This window comes from Lactobacillus sp. XV31L, assembly GCF_059900865.1.
The window spans coordinates 160,157-185,045 of the sequence record NZ_JBWXGC010000002.1; the positions used below are offsets into that span (position 1 = coordinate 160,157).

The 24,889-nt window shown below is 43.2% G+C and carries 20 protein-coding genes and 1 tRNA gene; 5 read left to right on the forward strand and 16 right to left on the reverse strand.

Annotated elements, in window-relative coordinates; all coding sequences use genetic code 11:
• Window positions 1-9: 9 nt before the first annotated feature.
• The 5 genes from AC2JF7_RS02375 to AC2JF7_RS02395 are packed head-to-tail and all read right to left on the reverse strand — an operon-like array spanning window position 10 to window position 7,116.
• Entirely contained in the window at window positions 10-987 is a 978-nt protein-coding gene (locus AC2JF7_RS02375; protein ID WP_500726705.1) for a 3'-5' exoribonuclease YhaM family protein, read from the reverse strand.
• Window positions 980-3,487, reverse strand: coding sequence for an ATP-binding protein (locus AC2JF7_RS02380; RefSeq protein ID WP_500726707.1), 2,508 nt, complete (start codon window positions 3,485-3,487; stop codon window positions 980-982). The genes AC2JF7_RS02375 and AC2JF7_RS02380 overlap by 8 nt, the downstream gene beginning before the upstream one ends.
• On the reverse strand, window positions 3,474-4,685 hold the full coding sequence (locus tag AC2JF7_RS02385) for a metallophosphoesterase family protein (RefSeq protein WP_500726709.1): 1,212 nt from the start codon (window positions 4,683-4,685) through the stop codon (window positions 3,474-3,476). The genes AC2JF7_RS02380 and AC2JF7_RS02385 overlap by 14 nt, the downstream gene beginning before the upstream one ends.
• A gap of 8 nt (window positions 4,686-4,693) precedes the next feature.
• A complete protein-coding gene (locus tag AC2JF7_RS02390) occupies window positions 4,694-5,044 on the reverse strand; it encodes a YlbF family regulator (protein WP_500726711.1) in 351 nt (116 codons plus the stop codon).
• A gap of 14 nt (window positions 5,045-5,058) precedes the next feature.
• A complete protein-coding gene (locus AC2JF7_RS02395) occupies window positions 5,059-7,116 on the reverse strand; it encodes a PBP1A family penicillin-binding protein (protein ID WP_500726713.1) in 2,058 nt (685 codons plus the stop codon).
• Between the two features lie 85 nt (window positions 7,117-7,201).
• Between AC2JF7_RS02395 and AC2JF7_RS02400 the strand changes: the two genes are divergently transcribed.
• Entirely contained in the window at window positions 7,202-8,068 is an 867-nt protein-coding gene (locus AC2JF7_RS02400; RefSeq protein WP_500726715.1) for an RluA family pseudouridine synthase, read from the forward strand.
• Window positions 8,069-8,127: 59 nt separating this feature from the next.
• Here AC2JF7_RS02400 and AC2JF7_RS02405 read toward each other — a convergent pair whose 3' ends face one another.
• The 3 genes from AC2JF7_RS02405 to AC2JF7_RS02415 form a co-directional block, all read right to left on the reverse strand.
• Window positions 8,128-8,556 (reverse strand): GNAT family N-acetyltransferase, encoded by a 429-nt coding sequence (locus AC2JF7_RS02405; RefSeq protein WP_500726717.1) that lies wholly within the window; start codon window positions 8,554-8,556, stop codon window positions 8,128-8,130.
• Between the two features lie 75 nt (window positions 8,557-8,631).
• Window positions 8,632-9,543: a proline-specific peptidase family protein gene (locus tag AC2JF7_RS02410; protein ID WP_500726719.1), complete on the reverse strand. Its 912-nt coding sequence runs from the start codon at window positions 9,541-9,543 to the stop codon at window positions 8,632-8,634.
• A 39-nt stretch (window positions 9,544-9,582) separates the two neighbouring features.
• Window positions 9,583-11,349: an oligopeptide ABC transporter substrate-binding protein gene (locus AC2JF7_RS02415; RefSeq protein ID WP_500726721.1), complete on the reverse strand. Its 1,767-nt coding sequence runs from the start codon at window positions 11,347-11,349 to the stop codon at window positions 9,583-9,585.
• Window positions 11,350-11,509: 160 nt separating this feature from the next.
• On the opposite strand from AC2JF7_RS02415, the gene AC2JF7_RS02420 reads away from it, so the two are divergent.
• Window positions 11,510-12,880, forward strand: coding sequence for a serine hydrolase domain-containing protein (locus AC2JF7_RS02420; RefSeq protein WP_500726723.1), 1,371 nt, complete (start codon window positions 11,510-11,512; stop codon window positions 12,878-12,880).
• A gap of 23 nt (window positions 12,881-12,903) precedes the next feature.
• Here the strand turns inward: AC2JF7_RS02420 and AC2JF7_RS02425 are convergent, their stop codons facing one another.
• The gene (locus tag AC2JF7_RS02425; RefSeq protein WP_500726725.1) at window positions 12,904-14,730 is read right to left on the reverse strand and encodes an FAD-binding protein; all 1,827 of its coding nucleotides are present in this window, start codon (window positions 14,728-14,730) and stop codon (window positions 12,904-12,906) included.
• 117 nt (window positions 14,731-14,847) lie between these two features.
• Between AC2JF7_RS02425 and AC2JF7_RS02430 the strand changes: the two genes are divergently transcribed.
• Entirely contained in the window at window positions 14,848-15,768 is a 921-nt protein-coding gene (locus AC2JF7_RS02430; protein ID WP_500726727.1) for a LysR family transcriptional regulator, read from the forward strand.
• Between the two features lie 63 nt (window positions 15,769-15,831).
• On the opposite strand, the gene AC2JF7_RS02435 is transcribed toward AC2JF7_RS02430, so the two are convergent.
• The 6 genes from AC2JF7_RS02435 to AC2JF7_RS02460 all read right to left on the reverse strand — a co-directional run bounded on the left by AC2JF7_RS02435 (window position 15,832) and on the right by AC2JF7_RS02460 (window position 22,588).
• The gene (locus AC2JF7_RS02435) at window positions 15,832-16,695 is read right to left on the reverse strand and encodes an aldo/keto reductase (RefSeq protein ID WP_500726729.1); all 864 of its coding nucleotides are present in this window, start codon (window positions 16,693-16,695) and stop codon (window positions 15,832-15,834) included.
• Between the two features lie 141 nt (window positions 16,696-16,836).
• Window positions 16,837-17,751, reverse strand: coding sequence for a class II fructose-1,6-bisphosphate aldolase (gene fba / locus AC2JF7_RS02440; protein WP_500726731.1), 915 nt, complete (start codon window positions 17,749-17,751; stop codon window positions 16,837-16,839).
• 105 nt (window positions 17,752-17,856) lie between these two features.
• The gene (gene argS, locus AC2JF7_RS02445; protein WP_500726734.1) at window positions 17,857-19,542 is read right to left on the reverse strand and encodes an arginine--tRNA ligase; all 1,686 of its coding nucleotides are present in this window, start codon (window positions 19,540-19,542) and stop codon (window positions 17,857-17,859) included.
• Window positions 19,543-19,798: 256 nt separating this feature from the next.
• Window positions 19,799-20,446, reverse strand: coding sequence for a L,D-transpeptidase (locus AC2JF7_RS02450; protein ID WP_500726736.1), 648 nt, complete (start codon window positions 20,444-20,446; stop codon window positions 19,799-19,801).
• Window positions 20,447-20,511: 65 nt separating this feature from the next.
• Window positions 20,512-21,354, reverse strand: a complete 843-nt coding sequence (locus AC2JF7_RS02455; protein WP_500726738.1) for an NAD(P)H-hydrate dehydratase — start codon at window positions 21,352-21,354, stop codon at window positions 20,512-20,514.
• 1 nt (window position 21,355) lies between these two features.
• Window positions 21,356-22,588: a serine hydrolase gene (locus tag AC2JF7_RS02460; RefSeq protein ID WP_500726768.1), complete on the reverse strand. Its 1,233-nt coding sequence runs from the start codon at window positions 22,586-22,588 to the stop codon at window positions 21,356-21,358.
• Between the two features lie 150 nt (window positions 22,589-22,738).
• Here AC2JF7_RS02460 and AC2JF7_RS02465 point away from each other — a divergent pair.
• Together AC2JF7_RS02465 and AC2JF7_RS02470 are read left to right on the forward strand one after the other, a co-directional pair.
• Window positions 22,739-22,822 (forward strand) — tRNA-Leu (locus tag AC2JF7_RS02465).
• A gap of 70 nt (window positions 22,823-22,892) precedes the next feature.
• Window positions 22,893-23,114: a PspC domain-containing protein gene (locus AC2JF7_RS02470; RefSeq protein WP_500726740.1), complete on the forward strand. Its 222-nt coding sequence runs from the start codon at window positions 22,893-22,895 to the stop codon at window positions 23,112-23,114.
• A gap of 124 nt (window positions 23,115-23,238) precedes the next feature.
• Here the strand turns inward: AC2JF7_RS02470 and AC2JF7_RS02475 are convergent, their stop codons facing one another.
• Window positions 23,239-24,882, reverse strand: a complete 1,644-nt coding sequence (locus tag AC2JF7_RS02475) for a putative polysaccharide biosynthesis protein (protein WP_500726742.1) — start codon at window positions 24,880-24,882, stop codon at window positions 23,239-23,241.
• Window positions 24,883-24,889 lie beyond the last annotated feature (7 nt).

The following is a 24,889-nucleotide window of genomic DNA, read 5'->3' on the forward strand; positions in this document are numbered from 1 at the left end:
TTCTTTTTTTTACTCTAATTTATGTGCTTTTGTAAGGGCCTCATCTACTTTAGGCCGGTAGAACTTGCGCCCGCCCTGACTCATGATGTTGTCAGTAAATTCTCCTGGTCGCGTGTGCTGCAATGCATTAGTAATGGCATAGATTGAGGCATCTAGGTCATCAATCCGGTGCAAGAGCTCAGCTTCAAGCAAGGCCGGTAATTTAGGTGACCCATATTCAAATTTGCCGTGGTGGGACAAAACCATGTGCCGCAATAAAAGCAGGTCTTCTGACTCCAAGTCGATCTTAAGTTCTTGGGCAGCCAGCATAATCTGTTCGTCAATTAAGACCAAGTGTCCAATCAAGTTGCCCTCATTCGTATATTGTGTGGCAGCTGGTCCCGTTAATTCCAGCACCTTACCCATATCATGCAAGATGCAGCCAGCATAAAGAAGAGAGCGGTCAACTTGCGCATAATTGTTGGCCAGGCCCTTGGCATCCCGGAGCATTGACACTGTGTGATACACTAGGCCACCACGGACGGCATGGTGGTTGCTCTTACCGGCTGGGTAATCAAAGAAGCGCTGGCCCCATTTTTTCAACAAGAAACGAACAACCCGGTTCCAAGTTGGATTCAGAATTTCAAATACATACTGGTTGATTTCTTCTTTCATGGAAGAAATCTTTTCAGGTGCCGACTTGATAAATTGGTTGAGGTCATAGCCCTCTTCTGGTCCAACCACACGCATCCCGTAGATCTTAATTTGCGGTTGACCCTGATATTCTTCGCGTTCACCATCTAGCTCAACAATAGTACCAGCGCAATAAGTGGCTGCATCCTGGTTGTTGGCATCCCAATAGTTGCCCCGAATTTCGCCTGACGAGTCACCAAAGGACATTGCCAAATACAGTTTGCCCTTCTTGGTATGTCTCAGTTGGGAGTTCTTTATTAAAACGACCGCTTCTAGTTCTTCACCATCATTGTAGTCCAGCAAACGTTTATACATTTTGGGTTCCTTTCGTTAAAGTTAGCGGTTGAAGTTCCAACCTGTCAACAAGGTTAGCCTGGGCAGTAAAAATCAAAACTTGGTTGCTCTGGGCAACTTGTCCGAGCAGCTGCTTGATCTGGTCAATTCTTTGGTCATCAAAGTTGACAAAGGAATCATCAATCAAGATCGGCAGATTGATCTGGTCCTTAATCTGCTCCACAAAAGCAAGTTTCAAAGCAAAATAAAGCTGCTCTGAAGTACCCCGCGAGAGATATTGTACCTGTATTTTCTTGCCATCAAAGCGTGTAACTGTCAACTTGGCTTTAAAATCAATATCATTATACCGATTATTGGTAAGCAAGCGCAAATACTCTTTAGCTGCAATTAGCATTTTAGGAAAACGTTCGTTAGAAGCTAAATCAAGCGCACGGCCCAGCCACTGAGAAACCAGTAAGTTGGCCAAATATTCTGCCGACATATTTCTAAACCTAGTTGCAGTGTTAGCTAAATTTTGCTTGGCATTAAAGACAGCAGTTGAATTAGCTAGGTTAGTCATTTTGACCTTAACTTCAGCAACCTGGCTCCGCAGCTCATGAACTTTATCCTTTTGGCTTGCAATTTCTTGGGTTAATTCTGCCTGCTTAGCACCAGCTTTTTCTTGCTTGTCCAATAACTGGGCTAATTCTGACGTATCGCCCTTAAGCTTTGAACGCAAAAATGCTACCTTGGACTCAAGATCATCCTGCTTGTGTTTTTGGACTTGCAGCTGCTTGTATTCTGCTAGGTCTTTTACCTGAGCGCGAGCCAAAACAGCCTGTAATTGCAGCTTGGCATCATGGATTTTGCTCCCGTTTTGCTTAAGATTCATCTGTAAAGTGGTCTTTAGGTTAGCTTGCTTACGGTGATTGTTCAACTGCTCTTCAAGTTGGTCAAAGGCCGTTAATACAGACTTAAAGTCAGATGCAACATGCTGGTGCAAGACTTGCTCCAGCTGGGCCGCCAGCATTTCTACTCGTTTTAGCAAGTCCTTTTCGTGTTGCTGATTTGCAAGCAGAGTCTTTTCTTGCCTTTGATACTCGCGCCATTCGTTCACTAAGCTATGCAGGTTAAGGTTGTCCAAGTCAAGACCGTACTTCTTGGTAAAAGCGGCCCGCTGCTGCAAAGCACTTGTCGCTTGGGCCTGGGTTTGGACTTGTTCTTGTTTTACCTGCTTTTGCCTGGATTGTCCAGCTATTATGCAGGCCAGGCCAGCTAGAAGGATAATTCCGCCCCCGATGACGGAAATGCTTGCCAGTATGACTAAGCCAAGTAGAATTATCCCGCCACCTGCAAGGAGCAAGTAGTTGGGCTTGCTTGTATTCTTCTCTTGGACCTTGACTGCTGGTTTTGCCGGCAAGCCTTGATAGTCCTTTTGCAGGTTGAGAATGTCCTCTTGGCCCATTGCCGCAACCTTGCCTAAATTGGGATTTAAAGTAAGAAGCTGCTGCTGGTCCTCAATAATTTGCTGATCTTTTTCCAAGCGATCTTGGTAGACTGACTGCCACTGCGATAATTGCGGCTTTTGGTGGAAAAGCTTTTCCAGTGTAGCACTTTCATCTTGCACCTGGCTGAGCTGCTGCAAGCGGCTTTGAGTGTCTTTTCTCGCGTCTTCTAGGTCTTGGAGCCTGGCAGCCAGGTCGCTTGCAGCTTGGTAATGGTCTTGATCAAAGTTCACTGGCTTGGATTGCTCTTTTAAGGCAATCAGTTCACGGTAGCTTGGCAGCAATTTTTGTAGCTGCTGCAAGCGGCCAAGCTTTTGTTGCAGGTCCGAAAGATTGCTTTCCTCTTTTGTCTGCAGCTTTTCTTGTCTCTTTAAGTCTGTACTAAGGCCTTGGTAGGCAGCAAATTCTCCCTCTGCCTCATCAACTTGCATTTTCTCATCCTGCAGCTGCTTGAGCAAGTGGTTCAATGGCGGCTTGCTCCCCCGCACTTTGAAGAGATCACTGGCCTGTTTGGCAAAGTCATCCCGCAAGTCAATTAGCTTGTCGCTGCTAGCTGCACCCAGGTAGTAAATCCGTTCAAGCAGGTCTGCTTGTTGAATCTTGCCCACTTTGGCCAGCATATCCTGGTTAAAGATGAAGCTGTCGGCATAGAAGTCTCCGTCTATTCTCTTGATTTGGTCAAAAAAGACATCTTCAGGTACCAGTTCTTGATTGCGCTTTACAGTTAGGGTTCCACGCTTTGTCCCCTTGCCACTGGCATAAAGTCGCTCAAGTTCATAATGATCACCTGCATCATTTTCAAAGAATAAAGAACCACCCATGGGACTAACGCGTGCTAGGGGCTTATAGTCTTCAAAAAAGTCTGAGTTGTGCTTGGCCAGGTGGAAGCCAAACATGACCTGCTTGATAAAGGCAACAATTGTGCTTTTGCCCGCCTCATTGGCACCAAAGAAGACATTAAGGTCGGAATCAGGTAAGTCGAGTGCAAAATTGGAAAACTGACCAAAGTTAATGATTTCAATCCTAGTTAGTTTCATCGCTAATTCCCTTCAGCTTACTATTCAGTTTGACCTCTGCCAGCTCTTTCACTTCTTGCAAGAACTGAGGATCAGTAGCCAAGTCCGCAGCCAAGCCATCTTTTTTTGCCCAATCCTTGCTGGCTACAGCAAAGTTATCTGGTGCAAAAACATCTTCTTGTGCCTGATCAAAGTATTCCAGGTCATTAGCTGCTATTTCTAGTTGACTGTTGCTGGCAAAGCGAACATCGACCAGCTGTGAATCATGCACTAGTTTAGTGGAGACCATCTTCCAAAAGTCACTACCATCTACTAGCTCCCGCTCTTTTTCATTCAAAAATTCAGCGCCTTTAATCTGCAAACTAAAATAAGTCGGCTCCTTAGCAGCCAACTGGTTTAAGATAGTTGTCTGCAAGTCTGTCTGGCCAATGGGCGCAGTTAGTTCAATGCTGGTTTGACGCCACACAATGGGACTAGTTTGGATAAAGCCGACTTTAGTCTGCCGCGTCTGCTCGTTAATTTCGCCCAAGAGGCAGCCTTTGGCGCCCAACTCGTTAACGTGGCGCCCTTGAATATTGCCCGGATAGACTATTAACGGAGTTTCAGACAACACCTGCCGCAGGTGAATATGACCCAGAGCGAAATAATCATAGTTGAGATTTTTCAATTCAGTTAGTGAAAATGGCGCATAAACATTTTGCCCACTCTGCCCAGTTTGCTCCTGGGCGTGCATCAGACCAAAGGTATAGCGTCTGCTCTTTGGCGGCAGCTGCTCTGCCAAATTAGCGATAATGTGGTTATTTAAGTAGGAAAAGCCGGCCACGTCATAGTCAAAGCCAGACTGGGTTTGGCAACTAATCGTCTCGATCTTTTCACCATCACCAAGCAACTTAAAGTAGGGACTGGGCGGAACCAAGAGGTCTGCAGCCTGCATGTGGTCATGGTTGCCGAAAATCATGACCACTTGAATTTGAGCTTTTGTCAGAAGTTCGACTTCATGAGCAAAAAACAATTGGCTGCTAGGATTAGGTCTGGGACTGTCAAAAGTATCGCCAGCAATCAGAACTAAATCCACCCTTTCTTGCAGGGCAAGGTCAACAATTTTGGTCAGTGATTGGTTGGGCGCCTGGTGAATTTGGACCGAGCTCTTAGATGGCAAAAAAGATAGCCCCAAAAATGGACTATCTAAATGTGCATCTGCAAAATGAATAAATTTCATCGTTCTTTTTAGTTTCTAAGACCTTCGTAAAGATCATTAATCGGTTTGGTGATTGCTTTTTGCACATCATCAATGGTCTTGTACAAGCCTTGCTCAGCCTGGAGCAGTTTCATAATCAATGCATCTTTTTGAACTTGATCGTTCAACTTCTGGTAGTCTTCCTGCACGTCTTGTGGCAGGTCTTTCCCTTGCGATTGCGTATCGATGATTTTAGCTTGGATATCATTCATCTTTTGAAAAAGCGCAGAGCTGTCCTTGTTGTCCCTCACGCCGGCGATTGCTTCTTGTAAAGACTTGAATTCAGCAGTCTCCTGTATGTTAGAAGCCAATTGGTTAGCTGTGTCGTAGATATTGATCATTTTTTCCTCCTAAATTAATGCCCTAAAAGGCCCTTGACGTCATTATACCATTCATTAAGCTTTTGGCCTGCTGTTCCCAAACCTTTTTCAATTTGGTCACCCAAACCCTTGGTCCAATCGGAAGCAGCACCATTATTTTTAATGATTTGTCGTGGCGCCTGTTCACTAAACTGGTTCTGTGCCGTGTAAGGCAGGATGCCTTCCATCTGAGCCTTGTACAGCCGCGTAATTCCTGTTTCAGAAATACCGTGCATGAAGTGCTGCCTGTTTGTTCGATCAAAGCCAACCCAAGTAGCAACAACTACATCAGGGGTATAGCCCACAATCCACTGGTCCTTGGTGCCAAAGCCGTAAGAATTAGGTACTTCCGTCGAGCCAGTTTTGCCAGCCACGCGGTAGCCTGCTGGCTGAGCCGCAGTCCCCGTACCGCCAGAGAAGACCCCTAGCAGCATTGTGGTCATTTCCTTGGCCGTGCTTTCAGAAATAATGCGGTGCTTGCCTATGTCATGATTTTCAGCAATGACATTGCCACTTGCATCTTCAATCTTAGTAATGAAGTATGAACTATCTGGCAAGTTGCCCTTGTTGGCAAAAGCAGAATAAGCTCGTGCCATTTGTAAAGGTGAAACCCCGGTCGATAAACCGCCCAAGGCCAGAGCCAGATTTTGATCCTCTTTAGGCACCTTTAAGCCAAAATTGCTGGCAGATTGGACGCCCTTTGCGACTCCAATCCGGTCTAATAGCCACACTGCGGGCACATTTTTACTCTGGGCCAAGGCCATGTACATTGGAATCTTGTCAGAATAACCATTGTCAACGTTATGAGGCTGGTAGCCATTCTTGCCAAATCTTTGCAACTTGTTGGACAGTTCTGAATCATAATGATAGCCCTGCTGCAAGGCTGGGGCATAGCTGACCAGTGGCTTGATTGAAGAGCCCGGTTGGCGTTTCATTTGGGTAGCCCGGTTGTAACCACGAAAGACGTGCTTGCCGCGACCACCGACAACTGCTCGCACGCCACCAGTTGATGGATCCATCACAACACTGGCACCTTGGGTCTTGGTGCCGTCTGCAGCATTTTGCGGAAAGAGCCAATCCTGGTCAAATTTTTGTTGCAATTGCAGTTGGTAGTTTTGATTCAGGGTCGTATAGATCTTGAGACCCTTGTTCATAACGTCTTCTTCTTTAAGTCCATAACGCTTGATCGCCTCATCAACAACAGCGTCAAAGAAGTACGGGTAACGGTAGCCATCCTGGTTGTGGTATGTATCACGTAGGATTAAGCCCTGAACTTTTGCACTTTTAGCCTGCGGACGCGTCAATTTTTTGTTATCAACCATTAGGTCCAAGATTAGGTTGCGCCGTGACAATGCGTAAGACATGTGGTCAATTGGGTTATACTTGCTTGGATTTCGCAAGATTCCGGCCAGTGTAGCAGCCTCGCTCATAGTTAGGTCGCTTGCGTTTTTTCCAAAGTACTTCTGGCTGGCGTCTTGAACCCCCCAGACCCCATTGCCAAAGTAGGCCTTGTTGAGGTACATGGTTAGAATATCTTTTTTAGAGTATACGTGGTTGATTTCCACCGCAAAAAAGAGCTCTTCAATCTTGCGTGAAAAGGTCTGTTGCTGGGTCAACAGCGCATTCTTAGCCAGCTGCTGCGTAATGGTTGAGCCCCCACCAGAAATCTGCCCGCGGTGAATAATCAAGCCTAAGGCAGCCCGGCCCATTCCCTTAATACTGAAGCCAGGATTAGTCCAAAAGGTCCGGTCTTCAGTTGAGATAACGGCGTTCTTAACATTGGGTGAGATTTTGTTATATTCAACAAAGGTGCCCTTTTGTGAATACAGCGAGCCCGCCTTTTGTCCTTTATGATCATAAATCGCTGTCGTCGTGGACAGTGATGCTTTTAAGTTGGCAATGTTTGAGGTTTTGACTTTAACAGTGTAGTAAGTACAAACCAAAAGTGTTATGCTGAGCAGGATTAAAATAATCCAGCGCCCAATGAAAAAACGGCTATCAAATCGGTGCCACATGGCACCGAGTCCGTTTCTTTTTGGTTCATTATTTTCCATTGAATCTGCTCCTTTTAGAAACAATTAAAATTGTAGCATATACAAGCAAACTATCTATATTTTCAGAAAGACTTAATAAATCTTTATGAGCTATTCTTTTTCACTTACTTATCCCTTAACCCAGCAGCCACGCTCTGTTAGTGACTTATTACGCGCACTTTTGCTGCCACGCAAGTGGCGCCATTACCTGCGCATTGAACAAAAAGTCCTCGTCAATGGTCAGTACTATCATTTTAACCAACTGGTTCAACCCGGCGACCAGGTTCTTTTGCTATTAGATCATGTTGAATCCAGTCAGAGAAACTATTTACCCAACGGACACCTGCCAGATGTGATATATGAAGATAATAACTTATTGATTATTAACAAGCCAGCTGGACAAAAGACTCATCCCAACCTAGATGAAACAAATACTGCATTAAATGATTGCGCGACCTACTTAAAGTATCCGCCCTTTATTGTACACCGATTAGACATGCTGACTAGTGGCTTGCTGCTAGTAGCCAAGAATCCGGCAGTTGTACCAATCCTAAACAGAGAACTGTCTTCTAAAACCTTTCACCGCGAATATTTAGCTCTAGTCGACCATGCTGCTGGCCTCAATGCTCAAGGAACAATTGACCTCCCCCTAGGCCGCGATCCCCTGGACCAGCGCAAGCGGATGGTACGTGCAGACGGGCTCAGTTCCATTACTCATTATCAAGTAGTGCAGCCCCAGGCAAACGATACTGCCTTGCTACGACTTCGTCTTGAAACGGGCCGCACCCATCAAATCCGCGTTCACCTGGCTGCTGTTGGTTGCCCCATTGTAGGCGACCCGCTCTACAATCCAAGCGTAGCAGCGAATGATTTTTTGCACCTGGCAGCTTACCAAATGTCTTTTACGCGGCCCTTCTCGTTTGACCAAGTATCCGTCAAACTACCCGCAGAAAAAAATATTTTAATAAATTAAAATAGCCAGTGAAAATTTTTCCACCGGCTATTTTGCTTTAAACAGCTAAAGTTATGCGATTATTCTAGCAGTTTTTTGACCATAAAAAGCTCCTTAACGCCGGCTTTTTGATGTTCCAAGGTGCCAAACACCTCGTAGCCGCGCTGCTTGTAAAAATCAGGCGCCTGGTAATCAAACGTTTCGAGGTGACACTGCATGCAGCCATAAGCGTGCATCTCTGTTTCAACCTTGTCCATCAATTTTGTACCAAGACCCTGCTTACGCCATTCCTGATCCACCCACAAGGTCTCGACGTAGCCAACGAAGTACATTGAGGAATAAGCTTCCACGCCCGCAATTATTTTGCCAGCTGTATCCTTAATGACGTATGCAAAGGACTTATACGACTCTTTTTGTATTATCGGCACGGCCCTTTCATTGTACTCGTCGAGGTTGGAGCTTATCTTTTCAGCATCAGTTTTCTTTGCTTCAACGATTTTGAATTTCATTTTTCACTCTGTGCAGCTTATTATACTTGCTTTAATTACGCCAGGCCGGTGCTTCAACCTGGTATTCCCATTCTCTTAGCCAGTAAAAGTACCGGCTTCTACTTCTTTAATAAAGTCAGCTAAATGCTTGTAGTAAACATCTGGGTTGTCCACCATGTGGTGGTGGCCAGCGTTAGGCGTAGTCACCAACCGGGATTGCGGAATCTCTTTCTGCATAATCCTAGCCGTCTCAAGCGGCATTGTGTCTTCTTCTCCGAAAGTCAATAGCGTTGGCATCGAAATTTCTTTTAAATGTTTTCTAAAGTGCCATTCTTTTAGCTTGCCAGTTACGACGAACTCATTATCACCCTGGAAAGTATGGTAGACAGGCAGGCCGCCAATACGTTTAATGTGATACAGCTTGCATGGCTGACGCCGATCCATGAAGTTAATGTTCAGAATCTGAATGTCTTCCTGGTAGCGCTTGTTTTCGTAGTCATTGTTGGCCTCACACTCATGCATAAAGTCAATTTCTGTTTGCGGAAAAATCTCCTGCCGGCGCCGGTTAATCGAGTCAATATAATCATCAATCTCGTCAACCATCGATGAAACAATCGTTCCTTTGAGGTGCTGGCCATACTTAACAGCATATTCTTGCGCTAATACCCCGCCCCAGCTCTGACCAATCAAGTAAAAGTTATCAAGACCCAACTTGGCACGAACTTCATCAACCTCATCTAAAAAGTACTCATAGGTCAAGTATTTTCGGGCAATCTCTTGATCTGAATAATCGGGCTGGTCTGAATAAAGGGAGCCCAACTGATCGTACATGGTTACTTGCACATTCAAGCCCTGCTTTTGCAGTTGATCTGCTGCATCTTCCCAGTATTCATGGTTGCCACCAGGTCCGCCATGCAGGGCCAACAAGTGGATGTCACCCTCGCCCTGTGTGCTGGTCCACAAGTGATAACCATTATCTAAAGTAATTATTTTGCTTCCTGTTCTCATTAATCAATTTTTCCTAACTAGTAAATTTTTGCTGACAAATTACTTGGCATAGCCTACCTTATACCATAATGGCTGCTGACCGTTATTTTCTGATGGCTTCATCGATAGACCCGTCAACTTCTTGTTAACGGCAGTAATCTGGTAGGAATTGTCTAGCGGAATTACATAAGCCTCTTCGTTCATATATTTCTGCCATTCGTGGAATTTTTGTACCCGGTACTTGTGGTCAAAAGCCTTCTGCGAATTCATTTCATCCAGCAATTTATTATTCTTGGCAGTTACAAAGCGAGCCATGTTAAACGGTGCACTTTCACTGTAGTAAGTGTGGGGAGATGGTTCTGATGGCATTCCCCAGCCGGCAATGAACATGTCGATGTTCTTATCATCATTGCTAACTTTATCAAAAAAGGAATTGTGCTCAATCAAACGTCCCGTTGCCAGCTTAACGTTTAAGCCGATTTTGTGCCACTGTTGCAGGTAGTTTTGGATAATTGGCTCCTGCGTGGAATCACCACTCATTGCTGCCAAATTGATTGTAAGTGGCTTGCCATTAGGCTGAACGCGCCACTTACCCTTCTTTTTGTAGCCTGCCTGGTCCAAAATTTCATTGGCCTTTTTTAAGTTATAGCTGAAGCCTTTGACATCCTTAGCAAAAAAGTCGCCAAACTGTGCTGGAACTAGCGTCGGTACTCTAAAACTTAATGAACTTGTGTAATTTTTGTCAACCTCATCAACATTCATCGCATAACCAATTGCTTGCCGCAAGCCCTTGTTATTCATTTTTGCATTTGGATTTTCAATATTCTTGTTCTGAGTATTGTTCCACTTGCCGACTTTAAAGGCCAGATAATGATAACTGAGCGGAATTTGGGCAATAAAGTTTACATCTTTCGTTCCCTTTACATGATCCCATTGTGTATTAATCACACGTGCCACATCAAATTTATGACTCTTAATGGCTTGCGAAGCTGAATTAGGTGAAACAACAGAAATCACAATTTTGTCCAACTTTGGCTTGCCCCGCCAATAATGTTCATTAGGTACCCAAGTGACAGATTGTCCGCGAACAATTTTCTCAACCTTGAAAGCACCGAAGAACAGGGGCTCTTTTCTAATCTTGTCTGACGATTTGAGCTTTGTAAAAGGAACATCTTTTAGGTAGTGGTATGGTTCAGCTGATGCCCACATGAAACGATTACCAGCACTAGACATACTTGGATTCAACTTGCTGAAGTGCAAAACGACCTTGCGCCCATTTTCACCATCAGGCATTTCAATGCCTGAAATCGACTTGACCTTGCCTTCATGATATTCCTTCAGACCTTGCAAAAATTCAAATTGACTACTGTATCTGGGACACATTGTGTCCTTGTTAGCCAAAATTTCATAGGCAAATTCGTAGTCTTTAGCAACCACTTGCTTGCCGTCAGACCACTTGACACCCTTCTTAATTTCAACTGTGATCGTTTTGCTTTTGGGATCTAACTTAAAGGTAGCTGGACCCTTGTTGTTAATCTTATATTGGTCATCACTGTCAAACAGAGTTTCCTGACCAGGAGAACCAACTTGTGAGTCCATATCCTCAGAAGACAGTTCTTGAGAAAAAATTCCGGCAAATGGTGTGTCTGTTTCAACGGCAATTTTAACCGTTCCACCTTGTTTGGTTTCCTTTAGCGGGGTTGCTATGGGAAACTTGGCGACGGACTTAGTCTCATCCTTATTGGTTGTTTTCTTGCCGCAGCCTACCAAGCTAATGGTTGAAAGAGCAACAATACCAAGTGAGGTTAGTAATCTTTCTTTTTTCATTTTTTATTCCTTTTTTAGTATATATTTTGTAATTTCAATAATAAATATATCATATAATATAAATAATTTCATCATAAATTTTAGATATATTGTTTATTTTATTACAAGTAAGTGTAAAATATTAAGCAAATCACTGATACATATCAATAAAGGAGTAAACATGAATACAGAAAAAGTTGACCAGTTAGCCCAGACCGTACTTTCAAAATTTAACTTGCCAAGTGTGGGCTTGGGGGTTTATCAAGGAGGAAAAAGCTATAGCCATGTCTATGGTGAGGCCAATGAAGATAGTTTGTACCCCTTGGCATCAATTTCTAAGACTTTTTTTGCCACTGCGGTTTGCCAACTTGCAGACAAAGGTAAAATCAGTTTAGATGACCCGTTAAAAAAATCCTGGCCCGACTTCAAACTAGTTGATCAATATGCCCAGGACCACTTGACTTGGCGCGATGCCCTCAGCCACCAAAGCGGCTTACCGGCTCATGATTTGATGCGCTTTACCAACATGAACCAGCATGATTTAACTTTAAAAGAAAAGGCAGAGTGCGTTGGATATTTGCAGCCAGCCCACGAATTGCGCTATAAAATGCAATACAGCAACCTGATTTATGCTGCAACAACTTATGCAATGGAGCAGGCTATTGGGCAAGACTATGGCACGTATGAACGTGAGCACTTACTCAAGCCCCTTAAATTGAACAATACTTTCATCAACCACCATGAACCGCCCCAGGACCGCATAGTTAAACCATACATTAGAGACAATCAGGTGACGCAAGAGGTGCCCTTTATTGCACCAGGCAAGGTTGGTGGTGCCAGCAGCATGTTAGCCACGATTTCTGACCTACTTTCATGGGCTGAATTTCAATTAAAAACCCAGAAAACAACAGACCAAGAGGCCACAGCCCAGCGCTACTTGCCGCAATCCATCATGCAGCCTAACCGGGCATATGGCAGAGCCAACTTTGCCGCTTATGGCTTGGGCATGATGATGGAAGACTACCGCGGACACAAGTACTTCTACCATAGTGGTTCTTATATTGGCTACTGTTCCTTCATGGGCTTTGTCCCTGACTTGGATTTAGCCTTTGTTGTTACTACTAACATGGACTCAACTGATGCCATCTTCGCCCTTGCCTATCAAACAATCGACAACGCGCTAGGCATAAACGATACCGACTGGGTTGAAAAAGTAGCCAAAATAATGGCTAAAAAAGACCAAGCAAAAGAAGAACACCTTGCTAAACTAAAGGGGAACTCAGCTAAACCGGTTAAAGCCGCTTCAGAGCTTCTCGGTGACTATCAAAATCCAGGTTATGGACTTATTTCACTGCATGAGCACGATGGCAACCTGATGGTTACCCTTGGTAAATGGGATTATCCAGTCATTGTCAACGAAAAGGGTGCAATGCTTGTCGAAGAAAGATTATACGACCACGGTTTATTGCCAATTAGTTTTGGTCCCAATAAGGTCAACTTAATGACTGAGCCAGCCCTTAAAAAACCGACTGAATTTATTAGGCTAGCTTAGTATTTTTATCTGGTCTTTAATTTTTACTTAGTCTTATTCAATGAATCCCTCACTGCTGCTTTTATTGCTTTACTGGTCTGTGTCGCTCCAGAAACCACATCGACATTATAAGAATTTGCCGCAACTATCTTCTTTGGTAATTCTCTAACAGCCTTTAGACCATAATCATCACTTTCGGTCTGCTTCAAAACTTCAACGTTTTCAATCTTGCCTTTCTCACTAACCGTTGTGCGAACAACCACACCATCACCCATGCCTTGGCTGCTAAAACCTAAGTATTGGTTCTTACTTGTTGTATACTGATCCCTATTTTCATCACTTTTAGCAATAAAATTTTTATTGATATTTGCATCAGTAAGGTTGAATCCACTAGAAGCAGGTAGTTCTTCTTTAATCGCAGCTGCATTTTCACCTGCAATCTTACCAGAAATCAAGCAATCAGCCACATTGCCACCGGTGGTATATTTGTTAACGAATGGTGCACCCAATTCTCCTGCTTCATAAAGATGTGGAATTGGCTTATTGTCTGGATCAAGCACTTGTGAATGACCGTTTCGGCGTCCTCCACCTTGGGTATTAAGCATGTTTTGACGTAATGCAATAGCGTAATATGGACCCTCGGTACTAAATTTGCGCAAAGTCTCTGGATCTCGGTGAAAAGCATAATCTTTGCCTTGTTGTGCCATGAAATTAAACTCGTCAACTGTATTGTTTAGCATAGTAGGCTCTTTACCAATTTCTTTAGCCAACTCTTTAATTGTGTTGGCTTGAATTGCATTATCAATAAAGCCAGGAACTTTTAGACCATCATCAGCTTCATTTTTTAGTTCATCATATTTCTTTTGGTCAAAAATCATATATGGATGAGTTTGATTTAGCGGAACTGCCCAGTCCCCATGGTTATAAATATGACCATGACGGTTCATCTCTGCTTCATTGAAGTATCTTGAGCCGTCATCACCAACCACGATAACACTGCCATTAGAACTTTCTTTCCAAAATACATTCAGAGCGTAAGTAGACCGTATACCTTCTTTGTGTCGCAAAGATAAGCCATGAAATTGACCCAGTGACTCAAAGGAACGCATATTCCACAATTGGGCATTAATTTCTTCCAGCATCTTAATTCCGTCACCATTGTTGTACAAAGTGCCAATTGGGGATAAATAGGACGATTGTAAGAAAACTTGCATCATTTCTTTATTATTTTCAAATCCACCAGTAGCCAGAACTACACCATTCTTAACTCTAATATTGCGTAAAACATGATCGCGTTCAATTTGAACTCCAATAACAGCCTTACTGATACAATCCTGAATCAAATGCTTCGCCGGTGAAGAATACCAAACATCAACTTTATCAGAACGGTCCAGCACTTTTTGCCGTAAAATCTTCCATAATGCGCCATCATCAACACCATTGTGAACCAAATATGCGTCATATGACTCTGCATCCGGCAATTCTGGATATTCTGTTACATAAGCAGTTGAAGGTGTTCCAGCAAGCAACTTTTTCATGCTAACAGGTTCAACATCTAAATATTTTTTGAAGTAGTCGCCCATGGTAGAAATGCCTTTTATAAAGGCATTAAAAGCATCATTATCAGGTTTTAAAGGTGCTGCAAGGTGTTCATGGTAATTTTTCAAAGCATCATAGTTTGTCCCTGCACCCACCATCTGACCTGAATAGCGGGTATTCCCTCCTTCGTGGCCCGCCGGTGCACTGTCTACCAGAAGCACCTTAGCACCACTGTCTGCAGCAAATCTTGCAGCCGTGGCACCAGCACCACCAAAGCCTAATACAGCAACATCATAAATCGCATCCCATTGAAATTCTTTTTCATTAGCCATAAAAAATTCTCCTTTGTAATTATTCTTGTCTACGCTTTCATTAAACACTATAATTAGATGTATGTGAAATACTTAATTATTAAAATGACCATTACTAAATGAGAATAGGTGGACAGTATGGACGATCAATTCTTGAATTATTTAGAAACCCTGGAAAGCAGTAATTCGATTTCAGAAGCTGCCAAAAAGCTTTATTTATCACAACCTTATCTCAGTCGAATTATCAAGAAAGAAGAAAAAGAATACAATGTTTTACTTGTTAATCGTGATTCATATCCAATTCACTTAACACCAGCTGGGCAACTTTTAATACGATATTTGAGAAAGAATTTACAATTACAAAGTCAGCTTAAAGAAGAAATGAAGCAATATGAAAAGACCCATTTTACAACCCTGAGAATGGGAATCACACCGCCCCTAGGTCAAAATTTCAATTTGACCTTGCTGCCTCAACTTTTGTCTAAATATCCAAACTTAAAAACCAAAACCACGGAATTGAGTACCGCAGATGCGATCAAAGCTTTTAAAGATGAGCAATTAGATCTTTTTGTTGGCAATACAGTTAACCTGCCAAATGTAAAAAATCAATACTTGTACTCAGATCCACAAGTCCTAGTATTGGGTCGAAATTCAATATTGTATCAACCTAATAAAGGTCAAATTAAAGTAAAAGAAAATGAATTACAAAAACTTAATCATGAAAGTTTTATCGTAGTTGATGGTCAACGCGGTTACCAAGAAATCGTCAATAACTTTTTTAGTAATTTGGGTATAAGCTTTTATCCGCAGGTTCAGGTTCGCGATACATATACGGCTCTCAAATTGGCAGATTTGGGTTTGGGCAATATGACAACAAATATTGAATCAGTTAAAAATAAGACTTATCAGAATATCAACTATATTGTCCTACCTCCAGATAAAATTAAAGTGTACTTTTCAATTTCTACTTCTAAGGTGAAAAATCGTCTGACTGCTGAAATTTCATATGCTAAAAACATTCTAAAAAAAGACTTCAAGACACAAATCCTGGAGCACTAATTTTAAATAGCAAAAAGCAAGAATTCAAAAATTTGATTCTTGCTTTTTAGTTTACAGTAAAGACTAAATCTTCCCACCAAACACCGGGTAATGGCTGGCTGCACCGTAATCAAGTCCTTCAAGCTGACCAAGTACTGCCATGTCTTCATCACTAATTGTAAAGTCAAGAGCCATGTTTGCTTTAATATGCTCCTGGCGGGCTGCTTTAGGCAAAACTACCGTGTCAAGTTGCCAATCATAGCGAATACACAATTGTGCAACTGACACATCGTACTTGTCAGCCATCTCCTTAATAATAGGGCTGTTTAGAGCCGCACCATGAGCTACGGGCGAGAATGATTCAACCACAATACCTTCGTCCTGTGAAAAATCAATTAATTCTTTTGGTGTAGCCCCAATATGACACAAAATCTGGTTGACCATCGGTTTGGTAGAACTATTGTCAATTAAATTGCGTAAATCTGCTGCTTGAAAACTTGAAACTCCAATTGCGCGCAATTTGCCTGCCTTGAGCGCATCTTCTAGTGCTCGCCAGGTTTCTAAGTTGCCTTCGAAGTGACGATCATTTGACTGGTTAACCTCTTTCCAGGGCTGCGGATTATGAATAATCATCATATCCAGATAATCCAGGTCCATCTTCATTAAGGTTTCATCAATTGACTTTATCGCTTCAGCATAATTTTTGATTTCAGCGACCACCTTTGAATTGACAAAAACATCTTCGCGTTTAATGCCCGCTTGCTTGATGCCTTGGCCAACGCCGGCCTCATTGCCATAAGACTGCGCTGTGTCAATATGATGGTAGCCTAGCTCAAGTGCTGTTTGTACCACGGCAGCTGCTTGATTATTCGGAATTTCCCAAACACCTAAAGCTAATTTAGGGATCTTAACACCATTATTTAAAGTCATCATTTCATCTTGAATCATCTTTTGTCCTCCATGCTTATTTTATCCAAAGTGTAGTCCTTCAAGTTCACTCTAAGTCAAGAAAAAATGCAAGATTATCTTTTTAAACAAAAAAAGACCAGTCCTCAACAGGACTAGTCCTAATTTAAAACAAAGAATGAATTATTCTAAGTTTAATGAGCTCTTGTCAAACCCAGCTGACTTGATCTTGTCGTCAATTGACGGCGTACCAAGCCACTTAATCATTTCCTTCATCGATGCAGTAATTGCTTCGGTCCCAGGAAGAAGCAGCTTACGTGGGTCGTAACCCTTGTTAGCCTTGTCCTCATCCTTGTGGGCTTCGAAGTACTTGCGCGTAGCTTCTTGGAAGGCTAATTGGAATTCAGTGTTAATGTTAACCTTAGAAATACCAAGTGAAATAGCTTTCTTAACCTGTTCTTCAGGAATACCAGAACCACCATGCAATACCAGCGGAACAGAAACAGCATCAGCAATTTCCTTTAGACGATCAAAGTTAAGACCAGTCCAACCTTCTGGATAAACACCGTGGATGTTGCCGATACCACAAGCAAGCTTGTCGATACCTGCAGCAACAAAAGTCTTAGCATCCTCAACTGAAGCCAGTTCGCCGCCTTCAGCACCTTGGTTTTCACCAATCTTGCCGATTTCAGCTTCAACAGAAATGCCGCGTTCATGAGCCAACTTAACGATTTCCTTGGTCTTAGCCAAGTTTTCGTCAGTTGGTAGTGCATGACCATCAAACATAACGGATGAATAACCAAGTGCAATACATTCCTTGGCAGCCTCAAAGTCACCGTGGTCCAAGTTCAAAACAACTGGAACAGAAATGTTCATTGCATCGATTGTGTCTTCAACAATATCTTTAGCTACCTTGTAGCCACCCATGTACTTAGCAGCACCCATTGATACTTGGATTAAAACTGGGGTTCTGGTTTCCTCAGCTGCTTGCAAAATTGCACGTGTCCATTCTAAGTTGTTAGTGTTATAAGCACCGACTGCATAATGGTTTTTACGAGCGTCTTTGAAGATCTGATTACCATTATCTAAATATGCCATTCAAAATACCTCCTATAAACTTACATCAATATTGTACCTTAATAATTAATTATTGAACAATCTTTTATCCGATGTAAACGCTATTTTAGCAAAAATAATTTCTGTTTACATTTCCTTAGGAGCATTAACGCCCAGCAAGCGGAGTGCTTCCGTCAAAACAAGCGATGTAGCTTGAACTAGGGCCAAGCGTGCAGTGATTTGCTCATCGGCAGACAAGATCTTAACATTGGCATAGTACTTGTTAAACTTCTTAGCCACATCCAAGGCATACTTGGCAATGATTGATGGTTCAAACTTTTCGCTGCTGCGGGCAATAATACGTGGGAAATCAGCCAGTGCTTTGGCCACGCTGAAAGACCAATCATCATCACTTACCAAGCCTGTTATGTCGGGCTTTTTGCCCATCTTATCGGCTTTGCGCAAAACGCTTTGGGCCCGGGCGTTGGTATATTGGACGTAAGGACCGGTATCCCCTTCAAAGCGAACTACTTCGTCCAAGTCAAAGTCGAAGTTTTCTACCCGGTCATTTTTCAAATCATGGAAAATAACGGCACCAACGCCTACATCGTGAGCCACCTGCTCTTTATCTGCTAAGTCAGGATTCTTCTGGTCAATTTGCTTGCGAGCCAGCTTGACTGCATCACTTAGAACTTGATCCAAAAAGACTACATTACCCTTACGAGTAGACAGCTTTTTGCCGTTTTGGGTAATCAGACCAAAGGGAACATGGTAAATTTCATCTGACCAGTCGTAACCCATCTTCTTCAAGACGGTCTTGAGTTCGACAAAGTGCTGGGCTTGCTCGTTGCCGACCACATAGAGCATTTTGACAAAGTGGTATGTCTTCATCCGGTAAATGGCTGCCGCTAGATCACGAGTCAAGTAAATACTGCTGCCATCAGACTTAACAATCAGAGCTGGCGTTTCGTCTTCACCCATATCAACCACTTGAGCTCCTCGCGATTCATGCAGCAGGCCCTTTTCCTTGAGTTCATCAATCACTGGCTGCATCTTGTCATTGAAGAAGGCTTCACCCTTGTACGAGTCAAAGGTTACGCCAAGTTCTTGATAAATACGCTTAAAATCAGCTAAAGAGACCTCACGGAACCATTGCCACAGTTCTACTGCTTCAGAATCGCCATCCTCCAGCTTTTTAAACCAGGCCCGACCTTCATCGTCTAATTCTGGATTCTCTTCAGCCTCAGCATGAAACTTGACGTAGTACTTAAACAAGTTCATGATTGGGTCTTTTTTGACATCCTCTTCCACGCCCCAATGCTTATAAGCTGCGATCAACTTGCCAAATTGTGTACCATAATCACCTAGATAGTTAATCTTGATTGGAGTATAACCCACCTTCTCCAAGGTTTTAGCAATTGAATTGCCAATAACCGTTGAGCGCAAGTGGCCCATCGACATTGGCTTAGCAATATTGGGACTCGACATGTCGATTGGAACATTGCCCTGTCCTAAAACTTGGTCGCCAAAGTGATCTTTAGCAGTCAAGACCTCTTGTAAAGTCTGCGCAATCAACTTTTTATGGTTGATTGCAAAGTTTACGTAAGGGCCAACCGCTTGAATGCTGGCAAAGTCATCGCTGGCTAGCTTGTCAGCAATTGTTTGAGCAATTTCAGCTGGGTTTTTGTGCAGACTTTTAGCCAAAATAAATGCTGGAAAGGCATAATCGCCCAACTTTTCATTCTTTGGCCGTTCGATTAATTGGCTAATTTGGTCGTGGGGTAAGTCGACTTGACTTGCAATTAAATCTATTACCTTGTTTTTAAAATCCATGTTTGCCTCCTTAGCAATCAAATAAAAAAAGTCCCTTCCTTAAAAAGGAAGAGACGAGTTTTTACCCGCGGTACCACTCTAATTGATACAAAGTATCCGCTTTAAATTTTTAAGTTATCAGTTAGACACGCCTTCATGCACTCCTCCAGTCCGCCTTGCACCGACGCGGACTCGCTGAATTGGAAAAAGTGACTACTACTTCTAACGTCTTACAAAATCTGATTATAACAGGAAAAAAGCAGTTATGCCAACTCTTTTAATTGTTTTTGATGATAACTTCGGTTTCGGCTGGAATATGTTCCAACAACCAGCGTGAATCGGGCACGCTCAGCCGAATACAACCATGCGAAGCTGGTTTAACGCCCAGCTTGCCTGCCTCCTTGACATTATAGCGACCATTACTCTTGGTGGGCACAGAATGAAAGAGATAGATATCCTGGTCATCCCAACTCAACCAGTTGTTTGCACCCTCATTCAGCTTGGGGTTATAAAAAGAATCTCCTCGGTCATTGTGAATTTTAAAGGTGCCTGTTGGAGTTAATGACTTGCCTTTTTTAAACAGACCACCACTGGCAATCATTGTATAAAGTCGCTTTTCATCACGCATAAGGTATACCCGGTTGCCCCTTAGCGATACCCTAATCGTTAGGTTGTTTTCAATGTGCTTAACCTTGGGATAAGTCTTGGTCTCACTAGGCTTGCGCCAATTATAGGGTTTGCGCAAGGAAGCAGGATCTTTGTATGGTCGGTAAAAAGCCGCCGTTTTCTTGACTGTCTTTTTAGAAGAACTGTCAGAACGAGCTGGATTGATGGACTCTGTTGGCATTGATATCCTGGCCAAGCTAATGGCACAGATTATGAGGATACAGAAAGCCGTAAGCGGCTTTAGTATGTTATTTTTCATGTTAAACCTCTACGTTTTTCTCCCCAAGTATTAGTTACATTTTATAACATCAACTAGTAGCTTGCTCACTGTACGTATTTTTTCATTATCTGGGGTAAATACGCACTCACTTGAGTTGGTCGCACTATATACTGGTTCTGAGCAATTTGGTCACCTGCTAAAGAATGAAGGTAGACCGCAGCCATTACCGTCTCTAGCTCATTGCCAAATTGGCCGATTAGGCCACCAATGATACCCGCTAGTGTATCACCCATTCCGCCAACAGCCATGCCAGGATTACCTAAAGGATTAACCACAACAGACCCATCTCCACTGTATATATGAGTGTGGTTAGACTTTAAGACCAAGATCGCATTTTGCTGGGGAAAAAGCGTGGCTAAGGCAGCTGCATTGGCACTGTCTGTTTGAAAAGGGATTTTGATTTGACTGAGTCGTTGCCACTCCATTTGGTGCGGCGTCAGGATCACTTTCTTAGCTTTGACAGGCATTAAGTCGTGGTCCTGGGCAATCAGGTCTAGACTGCTAGCATCCAGCACCAATGTTTGCTCACTTGTCACTTCATCACACAACATGGCCATGATTTTTTGAGCAAAATCTCCCATCCCTAAGCCTGGTCCACAAACGATGACATCCATCTTCTTAATTACTTTGGCCAGACCCCGGTCACGCCAGTCGATAAACATGACTTCGGGGTCCCGAGCATGCAATGCGTGCACATTCAATGAGTGGGATGCAACAGCAACCAAGCCAGCACCGCTGTTTAATGCACCCTCTGCAGCCATGATAATGGCTCCACCGTAGTTTTCGCTGCCACCGATTAAAAGGACTCGGCCATAGTTGCCCTTGTGCGTGTTGCTTTGCCGCTTTTTGATTGTTTTTGCCAGTATGTCATGCGCAATTTCGATCATTTTATCCTCCAAAAAGCCAGCGCCAAAAGCGGACTAAAAAGTTGATCCGATTCGTAGACTGCATTGCCTTAGCAGGCAAGTAAAAGCCATTGGGATGGGCCAGTGAAATTATCTTATTAGAACCCGCTTTAAAGCAAAAAGAGGTGACAGTCTGACCTTCTTTGACTGGTGCTTCTACTGTGTCATTCGTTAAACTTACTGTTAACTTAGGGCCAGTAGTCGGAGCCCAAACCACGCTTTTTTCCTTCATGCCAATATTGATTTCCCCAGCATGACCGTTATGAACCTTCATCTTGGTCCTGCCCATAATCACTTCATTAGGCTTAAAGATAACTGGACGAAAGTTCTTGTACAGGTAGCTCAAGAGTCGACTGGTCTGTTCAAAACGGGCTGGATCATTGCCATTTAGGTGACGGGCACCCATTACCACTGTTATCAAACGGGCACCACTATGCTTAGCCGCGGCGATAAAGCAAGCGCCAGCTGCGTCAGTTGTTCCAGTCTTTAGTCCATCCACGCCTAGCTTAGAATGATATTGTGGCAGCCCCCTCAACATCCAATTAAAGTTAGTCATTGGGGTCCTAGCATTTTGATCGACGAAATCCAAGCGCGGAATCCGTGTAGTTTTGATCACCTGAGGATATTTATTAAGCAGGTGCTGACCAACAATTGCCATGTCCTTAGCCGACATTTTATTTTCTGCATCTCCGCGAGCTCCAGGATAGGCCTCTGTGCCTACACTCTTATTAGGCAGACCGCAGGAAGTGTATACTTCAGCATCCTTAATGCCCCATTTTTGCAGCTGTGACCGCATCAACCGGACAAAGTCCAATTGCGACCCACTTACAGCTTGGGCAAGCATCATCGCCGCACCATTGGCTGACTCAATTAGCGTTGCCTGATACAATTGCTTGACCGTATAGGAATGGTCCAGTCTGAGTGGAACATTGGAAAAATCTTTGTTCGAAGCAACAGCCACTATTTGCGGAGTTGGAGTGATCCTGGTTTTCCAATTAAGCTTGCCTTCATCAATGGCATGGAGCGTCAAGTAAACCGTCACCAGCTTGGTCATTGACGCAATCGGCAAGGGCTGGTTAATATTTTGTCCATAAAGCAGTTGACCTGTTCTAGCATCAATAGCAATTGCCGACTTGACCTCCAGATTTAACCGCTCACGGTGATAGTCATTGGGCAAGGCTTGGGCAGCACTAGCTTGAGCCGGTACCAGCAGCATGATCACCGTGACTAGAGTCAGGGCTAGTTTCCTCAGTTTATGTTTCAAATTGAAAAACCCCTTTCATAAGATTTTTTCGGTTATTTTTGCCTTTTATGCTTACATTTTACCAAATTTTTGGTATTATTATTACTGTATTAAAAATTCTACGCCCCGATGGCGGAATTGGCAGACGCGCAGCGTTCAGGTCGCTGTTTAGGCAACTAAGTGAAAGTTCGAATCTTTTTCGGGGCATTAATTTTGAAAGGCTAATCGTGAAGGTTGGCTTTTTTTGTAAAGTAATTGTGCTATAAGGAAGTTTATCATGCAGAAACGCTTAACCAAATCACGCGACAAAGTTTTAACCGGTGTTCTGGGCGGGATTGCCGAGTATTTTGATTGGGATAAGGCCTGGACCCGAATCGGTGGCGCAGCCCTGATTTTTTTCACTGGCGGCGGCATACTCGTTTATATTGTAGCTGCAATCGTGATGCCTGAACCAAGTGACCATGATGATGTCCCCAATGGTGAATACCGGCAACCTTAATTTTTCATCCTTGCCATTAAGTGCTAAAATATAAGTCCTTGGCAGGGGCACGCAAATAGCAAAATATTGTATTTGCAAGTCGACAAAAGGCGTTATTACTTTAAAACAAGTAATAACGCCTTTTTCATGCCCTAATATGCAATTTGTGCAAAATGGGAACAATCTTGTCGCCCAAAATCTTTTGCGCAAGGTGGGACTTAATGGCTGCAAAGCCATAAATCAGTGCACCTGCAATAACTGCCAGCACTACAATTACTAGTGCTGACCACCGATTGGCCGGATTTAAAAACAATTCCAGTCCCTTTTCAAGACCTAAGACCAAAACAAACATTAGCAGCGAAAAAGCTGTAATACCGATAAACCGGCGACTTGTTCGGTTCTTGTTGAAGTTGTAGCTTACTTCAAGGTGCTTAAAGGCTAGAAAAATTATGGCCAACATGCCCAGGTTGGTTGCAATGAGGGGTCCAAAAACCTTAAACACGTAAATCATCGGATATTGGACAAGCAGCTTAATTACCAAACCTAATGCCAAGTACTTGATTGCCAATCCATTTTCAGACAAGCCCTGTAAAATTGCCATCAGCACGGTAAACAACCCTAAAGTAATCGAAGTAAATGCCGATAAGTAAAGCACGTTTGACCCCAACTGGTCAAAGCCATAAAAGATGGTATAAATCGGTGTGGCAATTGCCGCCATGCCAAATGCAGCCGGAATCATTACAAATAAAAACAAGTCTAGCGTATTTCCCACCTGGTGAGAAATAGTATGGAAGTCATGCTTGGCATGTGCAGCAGACAGCAAGGGAATAGCCGTCACCGCCATTGCACTAGCCAGGGACACAATAATCATAATCAGCTTGTTAGCATTCAGTGCAAATAGTGCATACCAAGTTTCAATCGTGTTGTAGCTGACGTTCATCACACTAGCTATCATTGGGTGGAAGGTGTACTGGTCTACCAGATAAAACAGTTGGATGCCGGCATCAATAATGATAAAGGGAATGGCCTGGGCAATAATTTCACCAAACAAGGATGCTGTTGAAACTTGAATTTGCCCCGCAGAATTGTCTACCAGTTGATTCAACTTCTTGCGCCTTGAAAGCAAAAACCAGACCAAAATAGCAATACCAAAAGCAGCTCCAATTGCAGCCGCCAAATTTGATTGTACAACTGCATCAACAAAGTTGCCATGTTGGACCTGCATGATAACGTAGGCCGTGAGCAACATCCAGATGACCCGGGCCAACTGTTCGACAAACTGCGACATGGCCGAGGGCATCATGTCCGCATAGCCTTGAAAGTACCCCCGCATAATGCTTAGAACCGGAATAATCAAAATAGCATATGACAAACTACGCATTACGGCCACTTGTCTAGGGTCGCTACGCGTTCCGTTTGAAGCCAAAAATGGCGAAGCAAAATACATGATTGCGGCCGAAACCACCCCTAAAATAACCATGAGGAAGAGACCGCGATGAAACAACTTGCGACCCACCCCATACTCGTTTAGGGCATTATATTTTGCCACCTGCTTGGCTACTGCTCCAGGAATACCAGCAGTTGAGATCAAAATAAAGATACTGTATATGTTATAGCTTCTAGCAGTTAGTGCATTGGCAATATTACTGTAGGGTGACATCCAATAGAACCATGGAATAATGTAGAGTGCACCCAAAATACGTGAAGTAATGGAGCCAAAAGTCATCCACGCACTGCCCTTGATAAAAGTGTCCTGCGTGTTTTGTTCTGTTAACTTATTTTCTTTCATTAATGTT

Bases quoted from the DNA above. Each gene is read 5' to 3' on its own strand.
- AC2JF7_RS02375 (WP_500726705.1), bottom strand. From the start codon at position 987: ATGTATAAACGTTTGCTGGACTACAATGATGGTGAAGAACTAGAAGCG.
- argS (WP_500726734.1), bottom strand. From the start codon at position 19,542: ATGGATTTTAAAAACAAGGTAATAGATTTAATTGCAAGTCAAGTCGAC.
- AC2JF7_RS02395 (WP_500726713.1), bottom strand. From the start codon at position 7,116: ATGGAAAATAATGAACCAAAAAGAAACGGACTCGGTGCCATGTGGCAC.
- AC2JF7_RS02400 (WP_500726715.1), top strand. From the start codon at position 7,202: ATGAGCTATTCTTTTTCACTTACTTATCCCTTAACCCAGCAGCCACGC.
- AC2JF7_RS02475 (WP_500726742.1), bottom strand. From the start codon at position 24,882: ATGAAAGAAAATAAGTTAACAGAACAAAACACGCAGGACACTTTTATC.
- AC2JF7_RS02470 (WP_500726740.1), top strand. From the start codon at position 22,893: ATGCAGAAACGCTTAACCAAATCACGCGACAAAGTTTTAACCGGTGTT.
- AC2JF7_RS02430 (WP_500726727.1), top strand. From the start codon at position 14,848: ATGGACGATCAATTCTTGAATTATTTAGAAACCCTGGAAAGCAGTAAT.
- AC2JF7_RS02390 (WP_500726711.1), bottom strand. From the start codon at position 5,044: ATGATCAATATCTACGACACAGCTAACCAATTGGCTTCTAACATACAG.
- AC2JF7_RS02380 (WP_500726707.1), bottom strand. From the start codon at position 3,487: ATGAAACTAACTAGGATTGAAATCATTAACTTTGGTCAGTTTTCCAAT.
- AC2JF7_RS02435 (WP_500726729.1), bottom strand. From the start codon at position 16,695: ATGATTCAAGATGAAATGATGACTTTAAATAATGGTGTTAAGATCCCT.
- AC2JF7_RS02405 (WP_500726717.1), bottom strand. From the start codon at position 8,556: ATGAAATTCAAAATCGTTGAAGCAAAGAAAACTGATGCTGAAAAGATA.
- AC2JF7_RS02460 (WP_500726768.1), bottom strand. From the start codon at position 22,588: ATGCTGCTGGTACCGGCTCAAGCTAGTGCTGCCCAAGCCTTGCCCAAT.
- AC2JF7_RS02450 (WP_500726736.1), bottom strand. From the start codon at position 20,446: ATGAAAAATAACATACTAAAGCCGCTTACGGCTTTCTGTATCCTCATA.
- AC2JF7_RS02410 (WP_500726719.1), bottom strand. From the start codon at position 9,543: ATGAGAACAGGAAGCAAAATAATTACTTTAGATAATGGTTATCACTTG.
- AC2JF7_RS02425 (WP_500726725.1), bottom strand. From the start codon at position 14,730: ATGGCTAATGAAAAAGAATTTCAATGGGATGCGATTTATGATGTTGCT.
- AC2JF7_RS02420 (WP_500726723.1), top strand. From the start codon at position 11,510: ATGAATACAGAAAAAGTTGACCAGTTAGCCCAGACCGTACTTTCAAAA.
- AC2JF7_RS02385 (WP_500726709.1), bottom strand. From the start codon at position 4,685: ATGAAATTTATTCATTTTGCAGATGCACATTTAGATAGTCCATTTTTG.
- AC2JF7_RS02455 (WP_500726738.1), bottom strand. From the start codon at position 21,354: ATGATCGAAATTGCGCATGACATACTGGCAAAAACAATCAAAAAGCGG.
- fba (WP_500726731.1), bottom strand. From the start codon at position 17,751: ATGGCATATTTAGATAATGGTAATCAGATCTTCAAAGACGCTCGTAAA.
- AC2JF7_RS02415 (WP_500726721.1), bottom strand. From the start codon at position 11,349: ATGAAAAAAGAAAGATTACTAACCTCACTTGGTATTGTTGCTCTTTCA.